Raw genomic sequence first — 18443 nt, 5'->3', positions numbered from 1 at the left:
CCACGGGGCCCGCCGCGGCGTGCCGTCCGGGGTCACGCGGCGGCGCGCAGATGGCTCAGGAAATCCGCGATCCGCTGATCGTATTTGCGGTCCAGTTGCGCCTTGCCCAGCCGGGCCGTCTGCAGCAGCAGGCGCGCACGCATGGTGCGGGGACGGATCTCGGTCTCGAACAGAAGGCGGGTCCTGGCCCGACTGAGGGGGACCAGCGTCATGGCGATCGACAGGTTGAACAGGTCGGAATGACCCTCCAGAACGATGTGCGACGGCCGGTCGAAGCGCGTGACCTCCAGCCACACCTGGCGCGGGCTGTCCCGCCACATGAAGTCCAGCGTCCAGCCCGCGCCGGGGCCGGGCTGCTGCAGGGGATCCAGGCGCTGCGCTGCAATCCCGCGCGCCATCAGGGCCCGTTCGATACGGGGAAAGTCGCCGATCACCGCGAACAGATCCTCGGACGATCTGTCTGTATCCACCCTGGTCGAGAACTTCATGCCGGCCGGACCCGCCCCGCCAGGGATGCGACCCGCCCAGCGAGGGATCCAGGGGCGGCATTCTGTTCAGCCATTCGAAAAGCATCCTTTGCCTTGTCAGCCGATGGGGAACGGGATCCCCGGCCGATGGTTCGGCCTCCGGGTTATCAACTATCAGCACGTCGCGTGAAGGCAATTCATCTTCTGCACTTGACAATCTGCGGTTGAAACGCTGCGATCACGCGACACGCAGAGGGGCCGGCACGGATGCCGTCGGCCCGGGGTTGAGGGTCGGGGATGCGCGACGCACCGCAAGAGATCGGACAGCGCGATCCGCCCGCCGGACTGGCCGAGATCCTCGCCCTGCGCATCCTGGCCACGACCGACATGCACATGAAGCTGCTGCCTCACGACTATCTGGCGGGCAGATCCTGCGACCGGGGCAGCCTGGCGCAGATCGCCTCGCTGGTGGACCGGCACCGGGCGGCGGTGCAGAACACGCTGCTGCTGGACAACGGCGATTTCCTGCAGGGGACGCCCCTGGGCGAACAGGCGGCACGGGGCGGAACAGGCCCTCATCCGGCGATCGCGGCGATGAACCTGATGGGCTATGACGCCGCGGCCATCGGCAACCATGACTTCGCCTTCGGGCTGGAGGTGCTGCAATCGGCGGCGCGCCAGGCCCGGTTCCCGTTCCTGGCGGCCAATCTGCGGCTGAAAGGGCGGGCGGACTTCCCGGGCTTCGTCATCCTGGAACGGACCGTCCAGGCCCAGTCGGGGCGCCTGGTGCCGCTGCGGATCGGCGTGGTGGGTTTCCTGCCCCCCAGACTACCGCCTGGGACGGCGACCTGTCGCGGCAGATGGCCTGCGACGACATTCTGGATACCGCGCGCCGGATCGTGCCCCGGATCCGCGCGGCCGGCGCCGATCTGGTCATCGCCCTTGCCCATAGCGGCATCTCGGACCGCGCCGCCGGCCCCGGCGCCGAAAACGTCGCCCGCGACCTGGCGGCGCTGAGGGGCATCGATGTGGTGGTCGCGGGCCACACGCACGAGGTCTTTCCCTCCGCTGCCGGAACCGGGCCCGGAACCAGCCGCGGCGGCGCCGACGCGGCAGGCGGCACATTGGCGGGCAAGCCGGCGGTGATGCCCGGTTTCTGCGGATCGCATCTGGGGGTGATCGATCTGTCGCTGGTCCGGCACCCCGACACCGGGTGGCAGATTCGCAGCTTTGCCGCGCGGTGCGAGGCGGTCGGGCCCGACCTGCCTGCCGCCCCGGCTGTCCTGCGCACGGTGGTGCCCGCCCATCGGCTGACGCTGTCGCATCTGCGCCGACGCATCGGCCACAGCAACGAACGGATCAGCAGCTATTTCGCCCTGCTAGGGTACGATCCGGCGCTGAGCCTGGTGAACCTGGCGCAGCGCTGGTTCGTGCGAAAGGCGCTGGAGCGGACGCGCTTTGGCGCATGGCCGGTCCTGTCCGCCGCCGCGCCCTTCCGGGCGGGCGGACGCGCCGGACCCGGCCATTACACGGATGTGGCAGCCGGACGCCTGCGGCTGAGCCATCTGACCGACATCTATTCCTTCCCCAACCGCATCTGCGCCCTGGCCGTGACGGGTGCCGACCTGCGCGACTGGCTGGAGAGGTCGGCAAGCCTGTTCCAATGGCTCAGGCCGGGCGAGGCGGACCAGCCGCTGACCGATCCCGGCTTTCCGGCCTATCAGTTCGACGTGATCCAGGACGTGCAATGGACCATCGACCTGTCCCGCCCCCCGCTTATTGCCCCGATGGCGGCCCGGCCGGCGGCAGCCGCATCGGCGAGCTGTTCTGGCGCGGCCGCCCGGTCCAGGACGGCGACCGCTTCGTTCTGGCCACGAACTCCTATCGCCTGGCCGCCTGCGGCCTGTTCGCCCCGCTGACGGCGGGCAAGCCCCTGGTCCTGCCGCCCGGCCCGCAGACCCGCGACGTGATCCGCGATTACCTGCGGCAACGCGGGCGGCTTTCGATCGGCGCGCGGCCGATATGGCGTTTCCGGCCGATGCCCAGCACGTCCGCCCTGTTCGCGACCGGCCCTTGTGGGCTGTCGATGCTGCCGGACGTGGCCTTGCGCTGCGGCTTCCGGCTAGAGCATGTGGGTCCGACCGACGAGGATTTCGCGTTGCTGCGCCTGCATCTTTGACGGTTGCATCGCGCGCGGGGTCCGACTATCTAGACCGCGAGAGGTTGGCGCGGGCAGGCGCCTCGCCAACCCGGTCAGGTCCGGAAGGAAGCAGCCGTAGCGAGCCCCGCTTGGGTCGTGGTCCAACCTCTCACCCTTCCTCTCAGCAATCGATGGCGAGATGGGCGGTGCAAGGCGTCCGGCTGTTTCGGGCAGGTCAGCGCCCCCGACAAGAGCTTTGTTGAAGAGGGCGAGACAAGAAGGCCGGACCCGATCCGGGATGGTGACGACCAAGGCCGACCAGGCGAAGTCGGCTCCCGACCAACCCGCCTCGCAAACGTCATTCGGACCACTGGCACCTCCATGGCTGGACCTGCCGCAATGCCCGAACAGCAGCTTCATGAAGATGTCGACATGAATCGCGTCGGGTTATCGCCAGGCTTGACCTGCCCCGGTTCTATTCCGGTCAGGCGCTCATGTTGGGCGGCCCTCTGTTCGAAGGCTGGGGGTGATCTCCGGCCCGATGCCGTCGGTTGGGCCGCGAGACTGGTTCGGCCTTCAGCGTTTTTACGATGGAGCGTGTGAACGCCATTGATGGAGTGGATGGCTCCCGCTCCCGGCATAGCAATGTGCCACATTGGCCAATCGCATAGCGCGGGCGATCTAGGCCATGCTGAAAACGGGCGAAGCCTGGAGACCCGCTTGAGCAGATAAAATTGCAGGCCGCTGCTGCTGGCCTGAACGAGGTGGCGCGGGCACAGTGAGATGATGGCAAACTGACGGACATGAGGCAGGGAATGGCACGACGCGCAGTTCGGGACGGCAGCATCACGACCCTGCTTGGCCAGAGCCGAGCCGTGCTGATCCTGGTGCCCCATCCCCACGATCTGCCTGACGACCTGAAGCGGATCCTGCGGCAGGCTCGGGTCCTGCCGCCCCTCGACAGGGACATCCTCTCCGTCCTCCTGGGGGTCACTCATTCCGCCTCGGCCGACAACCCGGACCTCGTGGCGCTCCTGCCAGACGATCGTGCCCTTGGCCGTGCAGATCGACACCCGGATGGGCCTGGGGGCGGAGGGACCCCTTTGGCATGCCGCCGATCCCGCTCTGTATCTCGCCAACCCCACCCATGCCCTCCGCGTCCGGAAGCGACTGGAGGCGGCTGAGGAACGCGCGAGGACCATCCTTGCCCGCGACAGGGTGCTCCTTGATGCCATGGCCGACGCCCTGGTGGAGGTCGGCCTGATGGAAGGGGACGACCTGGCGCAGTGGCTGGCCAAGGTGGAGCGCTTTCCCTGAGCGGGAGGTGTCGCCTGGGATCAGGCAGCGGAGGCCGCACGATGGCTGACGCTCCGGTCAAGGGTGAGGCGGCGCTGAGGCACGACGTGCGGATGCCAGGGCGGGGCTTCGATGTCATGCCAAAGAGGGACGCCCGTTATCCCGCCAACCGGCAGCGCGCGCACCATGACCTGTTTATCCCGCGCGTGGAAAGGGCTTGCAAAAAAAGAACCTAGTGCGTGCCGCAAACCCAGAAAGTCTCGAGCGGGAGATGACAGCATCGGGAGAGGTGGCGGTGAGCGTGCCCGAGTTCCGCTATCCACAGGTTCGTGCGGCAACTCGGCGCCCCCAGCATGGCGCCCTGCGTGGGGTGCGTATAACTTGATGCTTGGCCGCAGGGAAATCGCGCGGCTACCAGGCGGCGGCCACGCGAGGGATCCTGAACACGTCCTCTCTGCGCCGGCTGGTCAGCAATGTCAACGGATACGAGAGGACCATACCATGACCCACAGCCCCGACGGCGCGGCATCGGCCGCGCCGCCTGACTTGCAGCTGCTGAAGAAGACGGAGCTTTGCGAGATGCTTTCTGTCAGCGAAGCCTCGGTGGACCGGTGGCTGCGCAGCGATCCGAGCTCTCCGCAGCCGCGCCGCATCGCAGCCGGCACGATCCGCTGGAAGCGCAGCGAGGTGCGCGCCGTCCTGCAGGGGCTGCCTGTCGTCGCCTAGCCGTGCTGCGCCGCCAGCCCCATCACCTGCGCGTAGTCGCGATGGTCGGGCGTGACCGCGGCGCGGATCTCGTTCTTTTCCTCGCCCATGGCGTCGCTGCCGACGTCGATGCGGGCGACGAACTCGATCCCGTCGAGATCGGCGAAGCCCCCGATCCGCCGCGCTGCCTGCGCCTGCGGGGACTGGTCCTTGTCCGAGATCCCGCGCGCCGAGTTCAGCATCCCGCGGATCAGGCTGCGGCCCATGTTGGCCCAGTCCGGTCCCTTGGGGCTGTAAAGCCCGATCAGCGTGAAAATCTTGCGCCGGGCGTACTGGCCCTCGGTCACGGTGAATTCGCCGTTGAGATAGACGGCGCCAGTGGAGCCGCGGGTGGCATAGCCACCGGTCCAGCCCTGCGACGGGTCGTCGAAACCGCCGGGGCGGATGGTCAGCCGCACCTTGGCGAGTGTTCCCTTCGGGATGAGGTTGGTGTTGGACTGCGCGTCGTTGAAGTCGTTCCAGAGGCCTGACATGGCTCGGATCCTTTCAGTTGGTGGGAGCGGATTGGGTGTCGGGCGCTGGCGCGCCAGGCGGCGCGGGCAGCTGCGGCGGCGCATAGGTCAGCCGCCGTTCGGCCGGGATCAGTGGCCCGCGGATCTTCTCCATCAGCCGGCCGAGATGGGGCTCTTCGACCAGGTCGAGGCGGCCGGAGCGGTCCTTTGCCGGGTAGCCCCACGGGTTCAGAGTCTGGCAGACGAAGGCGCGCTGCGGCCGGTTCTGCTCGTCCGGCATGCTGGCCATGGTGATGACCTGATCGACGATGCCGGGCAGCTCGAGCCCGGTCTTCGAGCCGTCGATCTGCGGGACGAAGACCTTGCGATTGAAGTCGTCGAGCTTCTCGTCGAGGATCCCGACGAACCAGACGTTCTTGCCGCGCGTGTGCTGGAGATGGGTCAGCCAGCCGATCATCTCGCGCCCGTGCAGCCCGTAGGCGCCGCGCACGTCGGGCTTGCCGGTCTTCTCCGAATGCGCCTCCGGCTGCCCCCGGCACCACTGGAAGCAGAGCCGCCCCGCCACGGTGATCGAGTCGATGAAGACGGTGTCGTATTTCGCGAGGACGCGCGGATCGCCGAACCGACCGCACACCTCGTCGAAATGCGCCTGGCTGTAGGGCTGTTCGGGCCGGAGCGCCGGGTTCGGGCCTCCGATGAAGACCGCGAAATCGCGACACTCCTTCCAGGTGCGCGGCCGAACCACGTCGATATGGAGCCCCTCGATGGCGAGATCGCCCGCCTCGAGGTCGAAGAACAGCGTGGTCGAGGCTTCGAGCGTCCAGAGCAGGCTGGTCTTGCCGATCCCGGACGGGCCGAAGATCACGCCCTTGACGCCCCGCGTCTCGGCCAGCCGCTGATCGGCGGTGATGATGGGGAGGCTCACGCGCGGTCCTCCTGCGGCAGGATCGCGATCTTCAGCGCACCGGTCTTCACGGTGCGGGCGGGCTCGAAGCCCTGGCGGATCGCCTCGGGCCAGGCGACATAGGCGCGCTCGGGCACCTTGAAAGTGATCTCGACCTATTCGGATGGATCTTCGCCGGCAGCGCGGATGCGCTCGACCATGGCGGCGAGCTGGGCCTGGTCCCATTCGACGCGCTTCGGCAGATCGGCGACCACGGTGAAATCGCCATCGGCGAGGCGGACGGTGCCGGTGTCCTTGCCGCAGGCGCGGCGGGCCTCGGCGGCGCGGGTGGCGTAGCGGACCTCGAGCGCGGTGGAAAAGCGCGCGGTGACAGCCTTCATCTGCTTTGCGGCGGCGTCGATCTCGCGCTGCATCGCGGCCAGGAGCTCGACAGGAAGCTGGGCGATCTCGCCTGCGGGCAAGTTGATCAGCTCGTCGATGGAGGGAGTGTTCTCAGGGAACGGCATGGGTTTCTCCGTGATGGGGGATGGGGTCAGGCGGCCTCGAGGAGGCGCATCGAGAGGGCGGCGCCGGCGGGACCGGGCTTGGGCCGGGCGACGGCGATGTAGGCGAAGTGGTCGGGGCCGAGACGCGCCTGCACGAGGTGGACGAGCCGCTGCTCGGCGGCGCGCAAGGCGGCGGCCGCGACACCGCGCAGGGTGCGCTGGCGCTCGGGCGTGAGGTTCGAGACGGCCCCGGTGGCGTCGACGGCAAGGAACCCGCGGTGATAGACCAGCGCCTCGCCCGGGTCGGCCTGCGCGATCCAGGCGGACAGCCCTACCTCGTCGAGCGCGGGACCGGCGGCGCCGAAGATCGACACCACCCGGCTGCCGTGGATGGCGGACCGGCTCTCCATCATGCCGCCCCCCGCGCGCTGTCGGCGGTGTGCGTGAGCTGGTCCTTCTCGAAGGCGAGGATGTCCTCGAGCCGGTAGACCACCCGGCCGCCGAGTTTCATGTAGGCGGGGCCTTCCCCGGCCCATCGCCAGCGCTCGAGCGTGCGGTGCGAGATCGTCCAGCGCCGCGCGAGCTCTTTCTGCGTGAGGCAGGTCTTCTGCTGCATCGTGTTCTCCCGGTGTCGGTTGTCGGGAGCACGATGCGAAATCCCACGAGGGGATGTCGTCAGGATTGGTGTGGGATGCGGAGGGGGATCGTCAGGAGCCTTTCAATCCAAGGGAGAACGGCCCCGAGGGGGGTCACCATCCCCCTCTCATCCCCCAGCGCATCCCACCGGGGGATCGAGAGCGCGCGCGGACGGGAGGGATGACGCGGGCTCAGAGGCCGCGCAGGCGATAGGCTCCGCGGCCGTCCGACTCGATCAGCAGTCGCCAGTTCTTCTTCGACTTGAAGACGTCGGACATCTTGAGGCTGCGCGAGCCCGCGGCAGCAAGGATCGCCTTGCCGCTCTGCCAGGGCTCGCCGCGCCCGGCTGCCTCGTGCAGCGCGCGCACGACCTGCGCCTGGATCGCACCCAGTCGGAAGTGCTGCCCGTTGCAGCGGACGTCCTGGTAGTCGGCCGAGGCATGGAAGGCGCCGGGCCGCGGGCCGGCAGCCGCGCCAGCGAATCCCGTTTCTGCTTCAAAGCGATCGCGCTCTTCACGCCGAACGTAGAGATCGCGCTGGCGCACGCTGATGTGCTCCGGCGCCCCGGTCAGGCAGGCATAGTCCGCCTTGTGCGACCGAAAGCGGCTGAGCTTCACCTCGCCATGCCGGAATAGCTGAAAGACGTCATGGGCGTGGAGATCGAGGAGCCCGTTGAACGGGCCGATCTCGAAGGGCACCGAGAATCGCTCCCTTTCCGGCGTCTCATCATAGTCGCCGCGTTCGACGGCCAGGTTGAATACCCGAATCGACAGCCGCAGCTGGTCGTTCTCAGCCAGGTAGATGAGGTCCGCCTCGGACATGGACCAGCGCTCGAGGATCTCCGGCAGAGTGAAATACGACTTCTCGATCTCCATCCGGACCCCCGATTCCCATGTACGATTGTTTAGGGTTTGTTCTAGGGTCAGGACCCATAAACCTGTTTGAGGTTGCGCGGGCTACATGATTCAAGCTCCCAAAGATGGGGGCATGAGATGAGCGAGCACTTCTGGCTGACCGAGGCGCAGATGGATCGGTTGCGGCCGTTCTTTCCGAGATCCCGAGGCAAGCCGCGCGTGGATGACCGGCGGGTGTTGAGCGGCATCATCTACGTCAAGAAGAATGGGCTGCAGTGGAAGGACGCTCCTGGCGTCTACGGGCCGCCGAAGACGCTCTACAACCGGTTCGTACGCTGGTCGCGCCTGGGTGTGTTTGCCCGGATCTTTGTCGAGCTTGCACGCCCGGGGCCGGATGGCGATGTCATCATGATCGACAGCACGCACCTCAAGGCTCACCGGACGGCGGCAAGCCTCTCAAAAGGGGGACTCGGCCGCGGGCCATCGGGCGGACCAAAGGCGGCCTGAACTCGAAGCTGCATATGATCTGCGACGGGCTGGGGCGGCCGCTGACCTTCTTCCTGTCACCCGGACAGATGAGCGACGCCAAAGGTGCGCTGGCCCTGCTGCGTGATCTGCCTCCCGCCAGGACGCTGTTGGCCGACAAAGGCTATGACGCCGACTGGTTCCGTCAGGCGCTTGAGGACAGGGGGATCGCAGCTTGCATCCCGGCCCGGCGTGGGCGCCGAAACCCTGCCAGCCACGACCGCAAGCTCTACAGGCAGCGCCACCGGATCGAGAACCTCTTTGCCCGTCTCAAGGACTGGCGCCGCATCGCGACCCGCTATGACAGATGCGGCGAGCTCTTCCTCTCCGCCATCTGCATCGCCGCAACCGTCATGTTCTGGTTGTGAGTCCTGACCCTAGGGTCCAGACTCATTGATCTTCAAAGCCAGAACATGACGGTTGCCGCGAGTGCGACAGCGGACAGGAAGGTCTTGGCGCATCTGTCATAGCGGGTTGCGACCCTGCGCCAGTCTTTCAGGCGACCGAACATGATCTCGATGCGGTTGCGGCGGCGATAGCGCCGCTTGTCGTAGCGGACCGCCTTGCCGCGCGACTTCCGCCCCGGGATGCAAGGGCGTATCCCCTTGTCTTTCAACGCTTCCCGGAACCAGTCGGCGTCGTAACCGCGATCCGCGATCATCCACTCGGCAGCGGGCAAGCTGCCCAGCAGGGCGGCGGCTCCGGTGTAGTCACTCACTTGGCCCGCGGTCATGAAGAACTTCAGGGGCCGTCCCTTGGCGTCGGTAACGGCATGTAGCTTGGTATTGAGCCCGCCCTTCGTTCTGCCAATCAAACGTCCGCGCTGGTCGTCGGGCCCCCTTTTTCGCCCGCAGGCTCGAAGCCGTGCGGTGCGCTTTCAGGTAGGTCGCATCGATCATGATGGTCTTCTGCTCGGCACCCTCGGAGGCCAGTCCTTCCATCATCCTGGCGAAGACTCCCATGTCGCCCCACCGCTTCCATCGGTTGTAGAGCGTCTTCGGAGGTCCATATTCACGCGGCGCATCGCACCATCTCAACCCATTACGATTGATGAAGATTATGCCGCTCAAGACCCGACGATCATCAACCCGCGGCTTGCCATGACTCCTCGGAAAGAACGGCTTCAAACGCTCCATCTGCTCGTCGGTCAGCCAGAAAAGATTGCTCATCATTGCCCCCATCAGTTCGGGAGCGTGAATCACGCAGCCAAGGCGACCGCAAGCCGATTAATGGGTCCTGACCCTAGCATGTGCATCGGCGATGCGAAAATGCATGTCACGCTGCAGGTCGTCGCGCCCATCATCATGAGCGACTACGCAGCCGCGGGCCTGCTGCCGGCAGGTGTCCAGTCCGATTTGGACGGCGCGGAGGCAGATCACGACGCCGAGCGTGGTGAAATTTTCGACCGCCGTGCAAACGACGAGTTTTACAGCTGGCACCCCGACGACATCCTCGCAGAGCGGAGGATCAGGATCGCAGCCGCATTCGTGACACAGCTGCAGGCGTCGGAGATGCTGAGCCAGGAGCACGGTGAGTTGATCGAGACGTTCGTGGAGGGCCTGAAATGACTGCGATGAACTCCACCCCGGCCGCTCCCGCCAGCAGCAACGCCGCCGGGAGCGTCCGCGAGGTGCTTTGCCAGGCATGCGCTCTCTATGTCGCCCTGGAACTGTCCGAAATGCTCCCCTCTGCCGCAGGTCATCCTGCGACGGAGGAGCTGCGGAGACTGGCGGCACGCCTCGAGCAGGAGATGAATTTCCTGAGCAAGGCCCACAAGCCCCGCAGAGGGGAATTCGGCGCAATGCGGACGATGTCCTATGTCGCCCAGGATCCGGCTGCGGAATACCTCGTGTCGAGGATCGAGGAACGCCTGCGGGAGTATTCGGTCGATCGACACGCTGCGATGCGCGCCAAAAAGGCGACATTATCCACCATCAATAGGAGCCACCCAATGACAAAGAACAGCGTGACGCAGGTTGACATCGACGAGCTGCCCCTTGCTTGGGCAAGCGCCGCTGCGGCAATCGCCGCCGAACGTCGCGAGGCCGGGAGCGGCCAGGACGACCCGGCCGAGATCGAGAGGCTCGCACATGCCGGGCTGCTCGATGAGCAGGACACGCTGCGGTGGCGGACCCTGATCTGCAAGCATTTCGGGCTGGGCATCGAGGCATGGCCGGACCGTCAGGCAGCCTGATCGACGACTGAGACAACCGACTGAGAGCCCCGCCATTCCGGCGGGGCTTTATCCTTTTCGCAGTTCATCTCCGTCGTCCGGTGGCACGTCTGGGACGACACCGTTCAAGACATGTAGAGCGGCCTCCATTGCCGTTCTCCCCTCGCCTGACCTGGTGATCCGACAGCGGAGCTCCCGGAGATCGATCTCTCCGGAAGCGAACCGGTCAAAATCTCCGGCGTCCTGATCAGAGAGGCGCAGTCCTGCGAGACGCTGGCTGGCAATAGCCCCCCTGACGACCCTACGGCGGTCATCTGGATTATCCTGATCGTATGCCATCGCTGCCCCCGCTCCGCCTGGACATCCTACAACGACCGGCGCGGCGATTCTATCGCCCTCCAATTTGCGTAATACTCTATCCGTCGGATATCCTACGCACCGCGTCAAACTTGCCGCAGGGCATCTCCCTTAAAGGGCATCCTACACTTTAGGATATTCATGCAGGACATTGGTATAAATATCGATTTCTGGTGCTGCGAGAGAGGATTGAACTCTCGACCTCACCCTTACCAAGGGTGTGCTCTACCACTGAGCTACCGCAGCGCCGTGAAGGGCGTTTAGACAAAGCGCCAGGTCCGCGCAAGGGGCCAGGCGCAAAAATTCCGCTCTGCGCCGGGTTCCCTGCCGGGACGCGGGCTTTGCTGGACTGTTGCCTCGGGCGCGGCTAACACGTTGCGGATGAACGACCGCCCGGCTGACAAGAACAGGCAGACCACGCGCGAGGATCGGCTGCGGGCCGCGCTGCGGGCCAATCTGCAACGCCGCAAGGCGCAGGCGCGCGCCCGCGCGGCTGACGGCACGGCCGACAGGGCCGACGGCCGGACGGGGCAGCAGGACAGCGATACAGGCAAGGACGACGCTTAAATGGACCAGATCATCGTTCGCGGCAACGGCCCGCTTCAGGGCGACATCCCGATCGCCGGCGCCAAGAACGCCTGCCTGACCCTGATGCCCGCGACGCTGCTGACCGATCAGCCGCTGACGCTGACCAACGCGCCGCGCCTGTCCGACATCCGCACCATGACCGCGCTGCTGCAAAGCCTGGGGGCCGAGGCCGCAAGCCTGCAGGACGGGCAGGTGCTGGCCATGTCCAGCCATGCGCTGACCGGCCACCGCGCGGATTACGACATCGTGCGCAAGATGCGCGCCTCGATCCTGGTGCTGGGGCCGCTGCTGGCCCGCGACGGCCGGGCCGAGGTGTCGCTGCCCGGCGGCTGCGCGATCGGCGCGCGGCCGGTGGATCTGCATCTGAAGGCCTTCGAGGAGATGGGCGCGGAACTGGATCTGCGCGAGGGCTATGTTCATGCCAAGGCGCCCGCCGGGGGCTGCGCGGCGCCGTGGTGGATTTCCCGCTGGTCTCGGTCGGGGCCACCGAAAACGCGCTGATGGCGGCGACGCTGGCCCGGGGCACCACCGTCCTGAAGAACGCGGCGCGCGAACCCGAGATCGTGGATCTGGCCCGCTGCCTGCGCGCCATGGGGGCGCAGATCGACGGCGAGGGGACGTCCACCATCACCATCCAGGGCGTCGATGCGCTGCACGGCGCCACCCATCCCGTCGTCACCGACCGGATCGAACTGGGCACCTACATGCTGGCCCCCGCGATCTGCGGCGGCGAGGTCGAATGCCTGGGCGGCCGGATCGATCTGCTGTCGGCCTTCTGCGAGAAGCTGGACGAAGCCGGCATCACCGTGACCGAGACCCAGCGGGGCATCCGCGTCAGCCGCCGGAACGGCATCCGCGCCGTCGACGTCACCACCAGGCCCTTCCCCGGCTTTCCGACGGATCTGCAGGCGCAGTTCATGGCGCTGATGTGCCTGGCCGAGGGCACCAGCGTGCTGGAGGAGACGATCTTCGAGAACCGCTTCATGCACGCCCCGGAACTGACCCGCATGGGCGCCCGGATCGAAGTTCACGGCGGCCATGCAACCGTGACCGGGGTTGACGGGTTGCGGGGTGCGCCGGTGATGGCCACGGACCTGCGCGCCTCGGTCAGCCTGATCCTTGCGGGGCTTGCGGCGGAAGGCCAGACCACCGTCAGCCGGGTCTATCATCTGGACCGGGGCTATGAACACGTCGTGCGCAAGCTGCGCGGCGTGGGCGCCCATATCGAACGCGTGAAAGAGGAATAAGCCATGCCACAGGACGCCCGCTTCGCCGATGCCGATCCCGCCCCCCTGGCGCTGATGGCCGAGGACGAACAGGATCTGCGCATCCTGTCGGCGCTGCTGCAGGACGCGATCCTGCCGGCGTCCGAGATGTCCTACGATCCGCGCGGGCGGTCCCTGGCGCTGCTGCTGAACCGCTTCCGCTGGGAGGACGCCGAACGCGCCGCGGCCGAGGGGCGCGAGTACGAACGCGTCCGGTCGGTCCTGCTGATCCGCGACGTGCTGCGGGTGATGTCCGACGGCATCAGCCGCGACGCCGACACGATCCTGGAACTGCTGGCGATGGTCTGGCAGCCCGGGCCCGACGGCACCGGACGGCTGCTGCTGGAATTCGCGGGCGACGGCACCCTGGTGGCCGAGGTCGAATGCATCAACCTGGACCTGCGCGACGTGACGCGGCCCTATCGCGCCGTGTCCGGCAAGGCGCCCGTTCATCCCGAATAAGGGGGTATTTGGGCAAAGAAGAAGCCGCCCCTGCGGCGCTTGAGGCGGACCGGGGTTGCGGCTAACAAGGCGTGACACCAGAGGACAGACCATGCCCGTCACGCTGAACACGTCGGACGCCGACTTCGAGGCCCGCTTCACCCGGATGCTGTCGGCCAAGCGCGAGGATTCGGCCGATGTGAACGACGTGGTGGCCGGCATCATCCGCGACATCCGACAGGGCGGCGACGCGGCGCTCTGCGCCCTGACCAGCCGCTTCGACCGGCTGGACCTGACGCCGGACCGGCTGCGATTCCCGCCCGAGGAGATCGCGGCGCACATCGCCAGGGTCGGACCCGAGGATCGCGCGGCGCTGAGCCTGGCCGCCGATCGCATCCGCGCCTATCACGAACGCCAGATGCCCACGGATGCAAGCTGGACCGACGCGCAGGGGGCGACGCTGGGCTGGCGATGGACGCCGGTTTCGGCGGCGGGCCTTTACGTGCCGGGGGGACAGGCGGCCTATCCCTCGTCGGTGCTGATGAACGCCCTTCCGGCGCGCGTCGCGGGTGTCGAGCGGCTGGTGATCTGCGTGCCCACGCCGGGGGGCGCGGTCAATCCCCTGGTGCTGCTGGCCGCGCAACTGGCCGGGGTGGACGAAATCTATCGCATCGGCGGGGCGCAGGCGATCGCGGCCTTGGCCTATGGCACCGCCACCATCGCCCCGGTGGACAAGATCACCGGCCCGGGCAACGCCTATGTCGCGGCAGCCAAGCGGCAGGTCTTCGGTCGCGTCGGGATCGACATGATCGCCGGCCCCTCCGAGGTGCTGGTGATCGCCGAGGTAGGGCAGAACCCCGACTGGCTGGCGCTTGACCTTCTGGCGCAGGCGGAACACGACGCGGACGCGCAGTCCATCCTCATCACCACCAGTCCGGCGCTTGGCCATGCCGTCGCCGGGGCGGTGGACCGCATCCTGCCCACCCTGCCCCGCGCCGCCATCGCCGGGGCAAGCTGGCGCGACTATGGCACCATCATCGTCGTGCGCGACCTGGACGAGGCGGCGAGCCTGTCCAACCGCATCGCGCCAGAGCATCTGGAACTGTGCGTGGACGACCCCGAGGCCCTGGCCGCGCGCTGCGTCCATGCCGGGGCGATCTTCCTGGGCGCGCACACGCCCGAGGCCGTGGGCGATTACGTCAGCGGCCCGAACCATGTCCTGCCGACCGCACGATCGGCCCGCTTCTCGTCGGGGCTGTCCGTGCTGGACTTCCTCAAGCGCACCACCTTGGCCCGCCTGTCGCCCGGCGCCCTGGCGGCGATCGGGCCCGCGGCCATGCGGCTGGCGGCGTCCGAGGGGCTGCAGGCGCATGGCGCCTCGGTCGAGGCGCGGATCCGCGTCCTGAACGAAAGGCCCGCCGAATGAGCCGCATCATCCACATCCAGATCGACGATTCGGCCGCCCCGCCCGCCACCGCCGAAATGGAACAGGAACGCCGGGTGGCGATCTTCGACCTGATCGAGGACAACAGCTTTGCCGTTCCCGGCCGCGACGGCCAGCCTGCCCCCGAGGGGCCGTTCCGGCTGGACCTGTGCATCCGCGAACGCCGCCTGGTCTTCGACGTGACCGCCGAAGCGGGCGACAAGGTGGCCGAGTTCCACCTGTCGCTGGGGCCGTTCCGGCAGGTGACCAAGGACTACTTCCAGATCTGCCAAAGCTATTTCGACGCCGTGAAGCGCCTGCCGCCCGCGCAGATCGAGGCCATCGACATGGCCCGCCGCGGCATCCACAACGAAGGCGCGCGGACCCTGCAGGAACGGCTTGAGGGCAAGGCGGAACTGGACATCGACACCGCGCGCCGCCTGTTCACCCTGATCTGCGCCCTGGTGCCGCAGGGCTGATCATGGCGCAGAACGCGATCCCCGCCTCGGTCCTGTTCTGCTGCGATCACAACTCCATCCGCTCGCCCATTGCCGAAGGCATGATGAAGAAGTTCTACGGCAGGGCCGCCTATGTGCAGTCGGCGGGCGTCAAGAGCGACATGGAGGTGGACGGCTTCGCCATCGCCGTCTGCGACGAGATCGGCATCAAGATCAACAACCACCGCGTCCGCAGCTTCGAGGAGATGCGGGACTGGGGCGACGATCTGGGCGGCTTCGACCTGATCGTGGCGCTGTCGCCCGCCAGCCAGCGGCAGGCCCTGGAACTGACGCGGGTGTTTCATCTGGAGGTCGAATACTGGCCGATCATGGACCCCACCGGCCTTGCCGAGGGGCGCGAGGCCAAGCTGGCCGCCTATCGCCAGACCCGCGACCAGATCCGGGCGCGCATGATCGAGCGCTTCGGCCCGCCCAGCCAGCCCGCCGATGCCGCCCCGGACGACGCGCCGTGAAAAAACCGCGCCGACCCGAAGGCGGCGCGGAAGTGTGGCAGTCGCGACGGGGTAAGGATCAGCGACGCCAGTTGGCAGGCACGTCCCAGATGGGTCGGGCGATTTCCGCGGCCACCTGATCGCGGCTCAGGCCGATGTCGCGCAACTGGTTGTCGGTCAGCGCGGCCAGATCCAGCCGGGACCGGCGCAGGCTCAGCAGGGTCAGGATGCGCCTGCCCAGTGCGGGACGCGGCAGCGCGCGCCGGGCGGATCTGGGCAGCGAGGCAAGCTTGACGGACACGGTTCGTCTCCAGTGATGGAATGCATCAATTATTGCGATGCATAGTCGGATTAAGATTTCTGTGATTGATGAATAGCGCGGGTGGATGTATCCTTTAAGCGAATGTTTTTGATCTTTTCCATCACGGAGGCCGAAGGATGCGGAACCTGGACATCGCCACGCTGAGGTCGCTTCAGGCCGTGGCCGAATATGGCGCCGTCACCCGCGCGGCCGAGGCGCTGAACATGACGCAAAGCGCCCTGTCCATGCAGATCAGGCGCCTGGACGAGGTGTTCGGCGAGGCGATGCTGCAAAAGCAGGGGCGCGGCGTGGTGCTGACCGACTTCGCCACCGAACTGCTGATCGAGGCGCGCAAGCTGGTGGCCCTGAACGATGCGATCCTGTCGCGCTTCACCGGCCAGCGCCCCGAGGCGCGGCTGCGCGTGGGCCTGACCAGCGACTGGCTGTTTACCAAGGTCGCCCAGGCCGTGCGCGCCTTCCGGCAGGACAACCCGCGCGTCGAGCTGATCATCAACGACGGCCGCAGCAAGGATCTGCGCGCGCAGATGAAGCGGGGCGAGCACGACGTGATCCTGACCACCGAGTTCGAGGCCCCGCCGGGCGCGATCCATCTGGCCAAGGTGGATCTGGCCTGGTTCGGCGCGATCGGCGGGACGGCCTGGGCGCAACGCCCGGTGCCGCTGGCGAACTCTCCCCACTGCGCCTATTATCCGGTCGGCCTGACGGCGCTTGACCGGGCGGGCATCGAATGGGTGCAGGCGGTGGCCGATGGCGGCAGCGATACCTGGCGGGTCAGCGCGGCGGCCGATCTGGGCATCACCATCCTGCCGCGCGGCATCGCCCAGGCGGGGCTGGAGCCGGTGGACCACGGCGGCGCCCTGCCGCCCCTGCCGCCCACCTGGCTGAACGTCTATGTGGCCGACGGCCCGGCGCGGCGGGACGCGGCGGAATTCGCGGGCTATCTTCGACGCGCCGTCTGCGAGGTGGCCGCCATGGCCGCCTGATCCGCGCCGCTGATTGACAGCCCGCCCCCGGCGCTGCACTTAGGCAGCGGCAAAGCGGAGTGGACGATGACCCGGATCGACGATACCTTTCAGCGCCTTCAGGCCCAGGGGCGCAAGGCCTTCGTGACCTACATCATGGCATCGGACCCCGACGACGCGACCACGCTGGAGATCATGCGCGGCCTGCCCGGCGCGGGGGTGGACATCATCGAACTGGGGATGCCCTTCACCGATCCGATGGCGGACGGCCCCACCATCCAGTCGGCCGGGCAGCGGGCGCTTGCCGCCGGGGGCAGCGTCAGCCGCACGCTGGAGATCCTGCGCGACTTCCGCAAGGCCGACGACACCACCCCCGTCGTGCTGATGGGATACTATAACCCGATCTATGCCCGGCCGGGCGGGGTTCAGCGGTTCCTGGCCGACGCCCGCGAGGCCGGCGTGGACGGGCTGATCGTCGTGGACCTGCCCCCCGAGGAGGACGACGAGTTGTGCATCCCGGCCCAGCGGGCGGGCCTGAACTTCATCCGCCTTGCCACGCCCACCACCGATGACCGACGCCTGCCGGCCGTGGTCAGGAACACCTCGGGCTTCGTCTATTACGTCAGCGTCACCGGCATCACCGGTGGCCCTGCCGCCGACGCCGCCGAGGTCGCCCCCGAAGTCGCGCGCATCCGCAAGGCCGCCAACCTGCCGGTGGTGGTGGGCTTCGGCATCTCGACCCCCGAGGCTGCCGAGAAGATCGCCGGCGTCGCCGACGGCTGCGTGGTGGGCAGCGCCATCGTCAGGAAGATCGGCGAGGGCCGCCCCGTTCCCGAGGTGCTGGACTTCGTGCGCGACCTGGCGGCCGGGGCGCATCGCGGCTGATGGTCCTGCTGCGCGACGCGCGCCCTCGGGACGCATCCGCCATCGCGGCGATCTGGAACCCGATCATCCGCGACACGGTGATAACCTTCTGGCCGACCGAACGCACCGCCCCCGAGATCGCCGCCCTGATCCGCGACCGCCAGTCCGACGGCCGTCCCTTCCTGGTGGCCGAGGCCGGAGGCGCGACCCTGGGCTTTGCCACCTACAGCCAGTTCCGCAACGGCGGCGGCTATGCCCGCAGCATGGAACACACGATCCATCTTGCGCCCCAGGCGCGCAATGCCGGAACGGGCAGGCTGCTGCTGGACGCCCTGGAAGACCACGCCCGCGCCTGCGGACACCGGCTTTTGATCGGCGGCATCACCGCCTCGAACCACGGGTCGCTGCGCTTCCATGCCCGGGCGGGATTTGCCGAATGGGGCCGCATCCCGCGTGCGGGGTGGAAATTCGGCGCCTTCCACGATCTTGTCCTAATGGGCAAGGATCTGGGCGGGGCCGAAGGATCCGCGACACCCTGACACTACCCATGCGCGCGCTTAGCGGATAACCTGGGG

The 18443-nt window shown here is 67.5% G+C and carries 26 protein-coding genes, 1 tRNA gene, 1 other RNA gene and 2 pseudogenes; 19 read left to right on the top strand and 11 right to left on the bottom strand.

Translation table 11 applies throughout. The annotated features are described in order from the left end of the window. Positions 1-32 precede the first annotated feature (32 nt). Positions 33-470 carry a hypothetical protein gene (locus ACZ1HC_RS10675; RefSeq protein WP_472699960.1) on the bottom strand — a complete coding sequence of 146 codons (438 nt, stop codon included), beginning with the start codon at positions 468-470 and terminating at the stop codon, positions 33-35. A 294-nt stretch (positions 471-764) separates the two neighbouring features. On the opposite strand from ACZ1HC_RS10675, the gene ACZ1HC_RS10670 reads away from it, so the two are divergent. The 6 genes from ACZ1HC_RS10670 to ACZ1HC_RS10645 all read left to right on the top strand — a co-directional run bounded on the left by ACZ1HC_RS10670 (position 765) and on the right by ACZ1HC_RS10645 (position 4629). Further along, entirely contained in the window at positions 765-1484 is a 720-nt protein-coding gene (locus ACZ1HC_RS10670) for a metallophosphoesterase (protein WP_472699959.1), read from the top strand. Next, on the top strand, positions 1367-2386 hold the full coding sequence (locus ACZ1HC_RS10665; protein ID WP_472699958.1) for a 5'-nucleotidase C-terminal domain-containing protein: 1020 nt from the start codon (positions 1367-1369) through the stop codon (positions 2384-2386). Before ACZ1HC_RS10670 ends, ACZ1HC_RS10665 begins: the two co-directional genes overlap by 118 nt. A 47-nt stretch (positions 2387-2433) precedes the next feature. After that, positions 2434-2646 (top strand): hypothetical protein, encoded by a 213-nt coding sequence (locus ACZ1HC_RS10660; protein ID WP_472699957.1) that lies wholly within the window; start codon positions 2434-2436, stop codon positions 2644-2646. A gap of 38 nt (positions 2647-2684) precedes the next feature. Then, positions 2685-2781, top strand: an RNA gene (gene ffs, locus ACZ1HC_RS10655) — signal recognition particle sRNA small type. Between the two features lie 879 nt (positions 2782-3660). Continuing rightward, the gene (locus ACZ1HC_RS10650) at positions 3661-3924 is read left to right on the top strand and encodes a hypothetical protein (RefSeq protein ID WP_472699956.1); all 264 of its coding nucleotides are present in this window, start codon (positions 3661-3663) and stop codon (positions 3922-3924) included. Positions 3925-4404: 480 nt separating this feature from the next. After that, positions 4405-4629, top strand: coding sequence for a helix-turn-helix transcriptional regulator (locus ACZ1HC_RS10645; protein ID WP_472699955.1), 225 nt, complete (start codon positions 4405-4407; stop codon positions 4627-4629). Here the strand turns inward: ACZ1HC_RS10645 and ACZ1HC_RS10640 are convergent. The 6 genes from ACZ1HC_RS10640 to ACZ1HC_RS10615 form a co-directional block, all read right to left on the bottom strand. Then, positions 4626-5141, bottom strand: a complete 516-nt coding sequence (locus ACZ1HC_RS10640) for a hypothetical protein (protein WP_472699954.1) — start codon at positions 5139-5141, stop codon at positions 4626-4628. The genes ACZ1HC_RS10645 and ACZ1HC_RS10640 overlap by 4 nt on opposite strands. 13 nt (positions 5142-5154) lie before the next feature. Continuing rightward, positions 5155-6045, bottom strand: a complete 891-nt coding sequence (locus ACZ1HC_RS10635) for an ATP-binding protein (protein ID WP_472699953.1) — start codon at positions 6043-6045, stop codon at positions 5155-5157. Positions 6046-6179: 134 nt separating this feature from the next. Next, a complete protein-coding gene (locus ACZ1HC_RS10630) occupies positions 6180-6530 on the bottom strand; it encodes a hypothetical protein (protein ID WP_472699952.1) in 351 nt (116 codons plus the stop codon). A gap of 26 nt (positions 6531-6556) precedes the next feature. Next, positions 6557-6919 carry a hypothetical protein gene (locus tag ACZ1HC_RS10625; protein WP_472699951.1) on the bottom strand — a complete coding sequence of 121 codons (363 nt, stop codon included), beginning with the start codon at positions 6917-6919 and terminating at the stop codon, positions 6557-6559. Continuing rightward, a complete protein-coding gene (locus ACZ1HC_RS10620; RefSeq protein ID WP_007425318.1) occupies positions 6919-7125 on the bottom strand; it encodes a helix-turn-helix transcriptional regulator in 207 nt (68 codons plus the stop codon). The genes ACZ1HC_RS10625 and ACZ1HC_RS10620 overlap by 1 nt, the downstream gene beginning before the upstream one ends. Before the next feature lie 211 nt (positions 7126-7336). After that, positions 7337-8020, bottom strand: coding sequence for a hypothetical protein (locus ACZ1HC_RS10615; RefSeq protein ID WP_472699950.1), 684 nt, complete (start codon positions 8018-8020; stop codon positions 7337-7339). A gap of 117 nt (positions 8021-8137) precedes the next feature. Between ACZ1HC_RS10615 and ACZ1HC_RS10610 the strand changes: the two are divergent. Together ACZ1HC_RS10610 and ACZ1HC_RS10605 are read left to right on the top strand one after the other, a co-directional pair. Next, positions 8138-8308: pseudogene (locus ACZ1HC_RS10610) on the top strand (transposase); the annotation flags it as partial. Continuing rightward, positions 8275-8892, top strand: a complete 618-nt coding sequence (locus ACZ1HC_RS10605; protein ID WP_298948992.1) for an IS5 family transposase — start codon at positions 8275-8277, stop codon at positions 8890-8892. The pseudogene ACZ1HC_RS10610 and the gene ACZ1HC_RS10605, both read left to right, overlap by 34 nt. 32 nt (positions 8893-8924) lie before the next feature. Here ACZ1HC_RS10605 and ACZ1HC_RS10600 read toward each other — a convergent pair. Further along, positions 8925-9693, bottom strand: a protein-coding gene (locus ACZ1HC_RS10600; protein ID WP_472698742.1) for an IS5 family transposase whose coding sequence is annotated in 2 segments (ribosomal slippage) — positions 8925-9357 and positions 9356-9693 — 771 coding nt in all. Because the reading frame shifts where the segments join, the coding sequence is not laid out codon by codon here. 78 nt (positions 9694-9771) lie between these two features. On the opposite strand from ACZ1HC_RS10600, the gene ACZ1HC_RS10595 reads away from it, so the two are divergent. Beyond that, entirely contained in the window at positions 9772-10092 is a 321-nt protein-coding gene (locus tag ACZ1HC_RS10595) for a hypothetical protein (protein ID WP_472699949.1), read from the top strand. Then, complete coding sequence (locus tag ACZ1HC_RS10590) at positions 10089-10718, top strand: hypothetical protein (protein WP_472699948.1); 630 nt, start codon at positions 10089-10091, stop codon at positions 10716-10718. Before ACZ1HC_RS10595 ends, ACZ1HC_RS10590 begins: the two co-directional genes overlap by 4 nt. 48 nt (positions 10719-10766) lie before the next feature. On the opposite strand, the gene ACZ1HC_RS10585 is transcribed toward ACZ1HC_RS10590, so the two are convergent. Continuing rightward, positions 10767-11036: an antitoxin VbhA family protein gene (locus ACZ1HC_RS10585; RefSeq protein WP_472699947.1), complete on the bottom strand. Its 270-nt coding sequence runs from the start codon at positions 11034-11036 to the stop codon at positions 10767-10769. Between the two features lie 189 nt (positions 11037-11225). After that, positions 11226-11300, bottom strand: a tRNA-Thr gene (locus tag ACZ1HC_RS10580). A gap of 135 nt (positions 11301-11435) precedes the next feature. On the opposite strand from ACZ1HC_RS10580, the gene ACZ1HC_RS10575 reads away from it, so the two are divergent. The 6 genes and pseudogenes from ACZ1HC_RS10575 (at position 11436) to ACZ1HC_RS10550 (ending at position 15741) form a co-directional block, all read left to right on the top strand. After that, a complete protein-coding gene (locus ACZ1HC_RS10575) occupies positions 11436-11621 on the top strand; it encodes a hypothetical protein (protein ID WP_472699946.1) in 186 nt (61 codons plus the stop codon). Next, positions 11622-12889: pseudogene (gene murA, locus ACZ1HC_RS10570) on the top strand (UDP-N-acetylglucosamine 1-carboxyvinyltransferase). It begins immediately after the preceding gene. Between the two features lie 3 nt (positions 12890-12892). Further along, a complete protein-coding gene (locus ACZ1HC_RS10565; RefSeq protein ID WP_472699945.1) occupies positions 12893-13369 on the top strand; it encodes a DUF2948 family protein in 477 nt (158 codons plus the stop codon). 91 nt (positions 13370-13460) lie between these two features. Continuing rightward, positions 13461-14774 (top strand): histidinol dehydrogenase, encoded by a 1314-nt coding sequence (gene hisD, locus ACZ1HC_RS10560; RefSeq protein WP_472699944.1) that lies wholly within the window; start codon positions 13461-13463, stop codon positions 14772-14774. Then, positions 14771-15250: a UPF0262 family protein gene (locus tag ACZ1HC_RS10555; RefSeq protein ID WP_472699943.1), complete on the top strand. Its 480-nt coding sequence runs from the start codon at positions 14771-14773 to the stop codon at positions 15248-15250. Before hisD ends, ACZ1HC_RS10555 begins: the two co-directional genes overlap by 4 nt. A 2-nt stretch (positions 15251-15252) precedes the next feature. Then, on the top strand, positions 15253-15741 hold the full coding sequence (locus tag ACZ1HC_RS10550) for an arsenate-mycothiol transferase ArsC (protein ID WP_472699942.1): 489 nt from the start codon (positions 15253-15255) through the stop codon (positions 15739-15741). 58 nt (positions 15742-15799) lie between these two features. On the opposite strand, the gene ACZ1HC_RS10545 is transcribed toward ACZ1HC_RS10550, so the two are convergent. Further along, positions 15800-16021, bottom strand: coding sequence for a DUF1127 domain-containing protein (locus tag ACZ1HC_RS10545; protein ID WP_472699941.1), 222 nt, complete (start codon positions 16019-16021; stop codon positions 15800-15802). A 137-nt stretch (positions 16022-16158) separates the two neighbouring features. Here ACZ1HC_RS10545 and ACZ1HC_RS10540 point away from each other — a divergent pair, with 137 nt between their 5' ends. The 3 genes from ACZ1HC_RS10540 to ACZ1HC_RS10530 all read left to right on the top strand — a co-directional run bounded on the left by ACZ1HC_RS10540 (position 16159) and on the right by ACZ1HC_RS10530 (position 18407). Further along, complete coding sequence (locus tag ACZ1HC_RS10540; protein WP_472699940.1) at positions 16159-17025, top strand: LysR family transcriptional regulator; 867 nt, start codon at positions 16159-16161, stop codon at positions 17023-17025. 66 nt (positions 17026-17091) lie between these two features. Continuing rightward, the gene (gene trpA / locus ACZ1HC_RS10535) at positions 17092-17889 is read left to right on the top strand and encodes a tryptophan synthase subunit alpha (RefSeq protein ID WP_472699939.1); all 798 of its coding nucleotides are present in this window, start codon (positions 17092-17094) and stop codon (positions 17887-17889) included. Next, positions 17889-18407 carry a GNAT family N-acetyltransferase gene (locus ACZ1HC_RS10530; protein ID WP_472699938.1) on the top strand — a complete coding sequence of 173 codons (519 nt, stop codon included), beginning with the start codon at positions 17889-17891 and terminating at the stop codon, positions 18405-18407. Before trpA ends, ACZ1HC_RS10530 begins: the two co-directional genes overlap by 1 nt. The last annotated feature ends 36 nt before the right edge of the window (positions 18408-18443 follow it).

The sequence above is a fragment of the Paracoccus sp. BR5-17 genome (assembly GCF_055693925.1).
This window is presented reverse-complemented; position numbering and strand designations above follow the sequence as displayed.

Bases quoted from the DNA above. Each gene is read 5' to 3' on its own strand.
- ACZ1HC_RS10670 (WP_472699959.1), top strand. From the start codon at position 765: ATGCGCGACGCACCGCAAGAGATCGGACAGCGCGATCCGCCCGCCGGA.
- ACZ1HC_RS10645 (WP_472699955.1), top strand. From the start codon at position 4,405: ATGACCCACAGCCCCGACGGCGCGGCATCGGCCGCGCCGCCTGACTTG.
- ACZ1HC_RS10640 (WP_472699954.1), bottom strand. From the start codon at position 5,141: ATGTCAGGCCTCTGGAACGACTTCAACGACGCGCAGTCCAACACCAAC.
- ACZ1HC_RS10630 (WP_472699952.1), bottom strand. From the start codon at position 6,530: ATGCCGTTCCCTGAGAACACTCCCTCCATCGACGAGCTGATCAACTTG.
- ACZ1HC_RS10625 (WP_472699951.1), bottom strand. From the start codon at position 6,919: ATGGAGAGCCGGTCCGCCATCCACGGCAGCCGGGTGGTGTCGATCTTC.
- ACZ1HC_RS10620 (WP_007425318.1), bottom strand. From the start codon at position 7,125: ATGCAGCAGAAGACCTGCCTCACGCAGAAAGAGCTCGCGCGGCGCTGG.
- ACZ1HC_RS10615 (WP_472699950.1), bottom strand. From the start codon at position 8,020: ATGGAGATCGAGAAGTCGTATTTCACTCTGCCGGAGATCCTCGAGCGC.
- ACZ1HC_RS10595 (WP_472699949.1), top strand. From the start codon at position 9,772: ATGTGCATCGGCGATGCGAAAATGCATGTCACGCTGCAGGTCGTCGCG.
- ACZ1HC_RS10590 (WP_472699948.1), top strand. From the start codon at position 10,089: ATGACTGCGATGAACTCCACCCCGGCCGCTCCCGCCAGCAGCAACGCC.
- ACZ1HC_RS10585 (WP_472699947.1), bottom strand. From the start codon at position 11,036: ATGGCATACGATCAGGATAATCCAGATGACCGCCGTAGGGTCGTCAGG.
- ACZ1HC_RS10575 (WP_472699946.1), top strand. From the start codon at position 11,436: ATGAACGACCGCCCGGCTGACAAGAACAGGCAGACCACGCGCGAGGAT.
- ACZ1HC_RS10565 (WP_472699945.1), top strand. From the start codon at position 12,893: ATGCCACAGGACGCCCGCTTCGCCGATGCCGATCCCGCCCCCCTGGCG.
- hisD (WP_472699944.1), top strand. From the start codon at position 13,461: ATGCCCGTCACGCTGAACACGTCGGACGCCGACTTCGAGGCCCGCTTC.
- ACZ1HC_RS10555 (WP_472699943.1), top strand. From the start codon at position 14,771: ATGAGCCGCATCATCCACATCCAGATCGACGATTCGGCCGCCCCGCCC.
- ACZ1HC_RS10550 (WP_472699942.1), top strand. From the start codon at position 15,253: ATGGCGCAGAACGCGATCCCCGCCTCGGTCCTGTTCTGCTGCGATCAC.
- ACZ1HC_RS10540 (WP_472699940.1), top strand. From the start codon at position 16,159: ATGCGGAACCTGGACATCGCCACGCTGAGGTCGCTTCAGGCCGTGGCC.
- trpA (WP_472699939.1), top strand. From the start codon at position 17,092: ATGACCCGGATCGACGATACCTTTCAGCGCCTTCAGGCCCAGGGGCGC.
- ACZ1HC_RS10530 (WP_472699938.1), top strand. From the start codon at position 17,889: ATGGTCCTGCTGCGCGACGCGCGCCCTCGGGACGCATCCGCCATCGCG.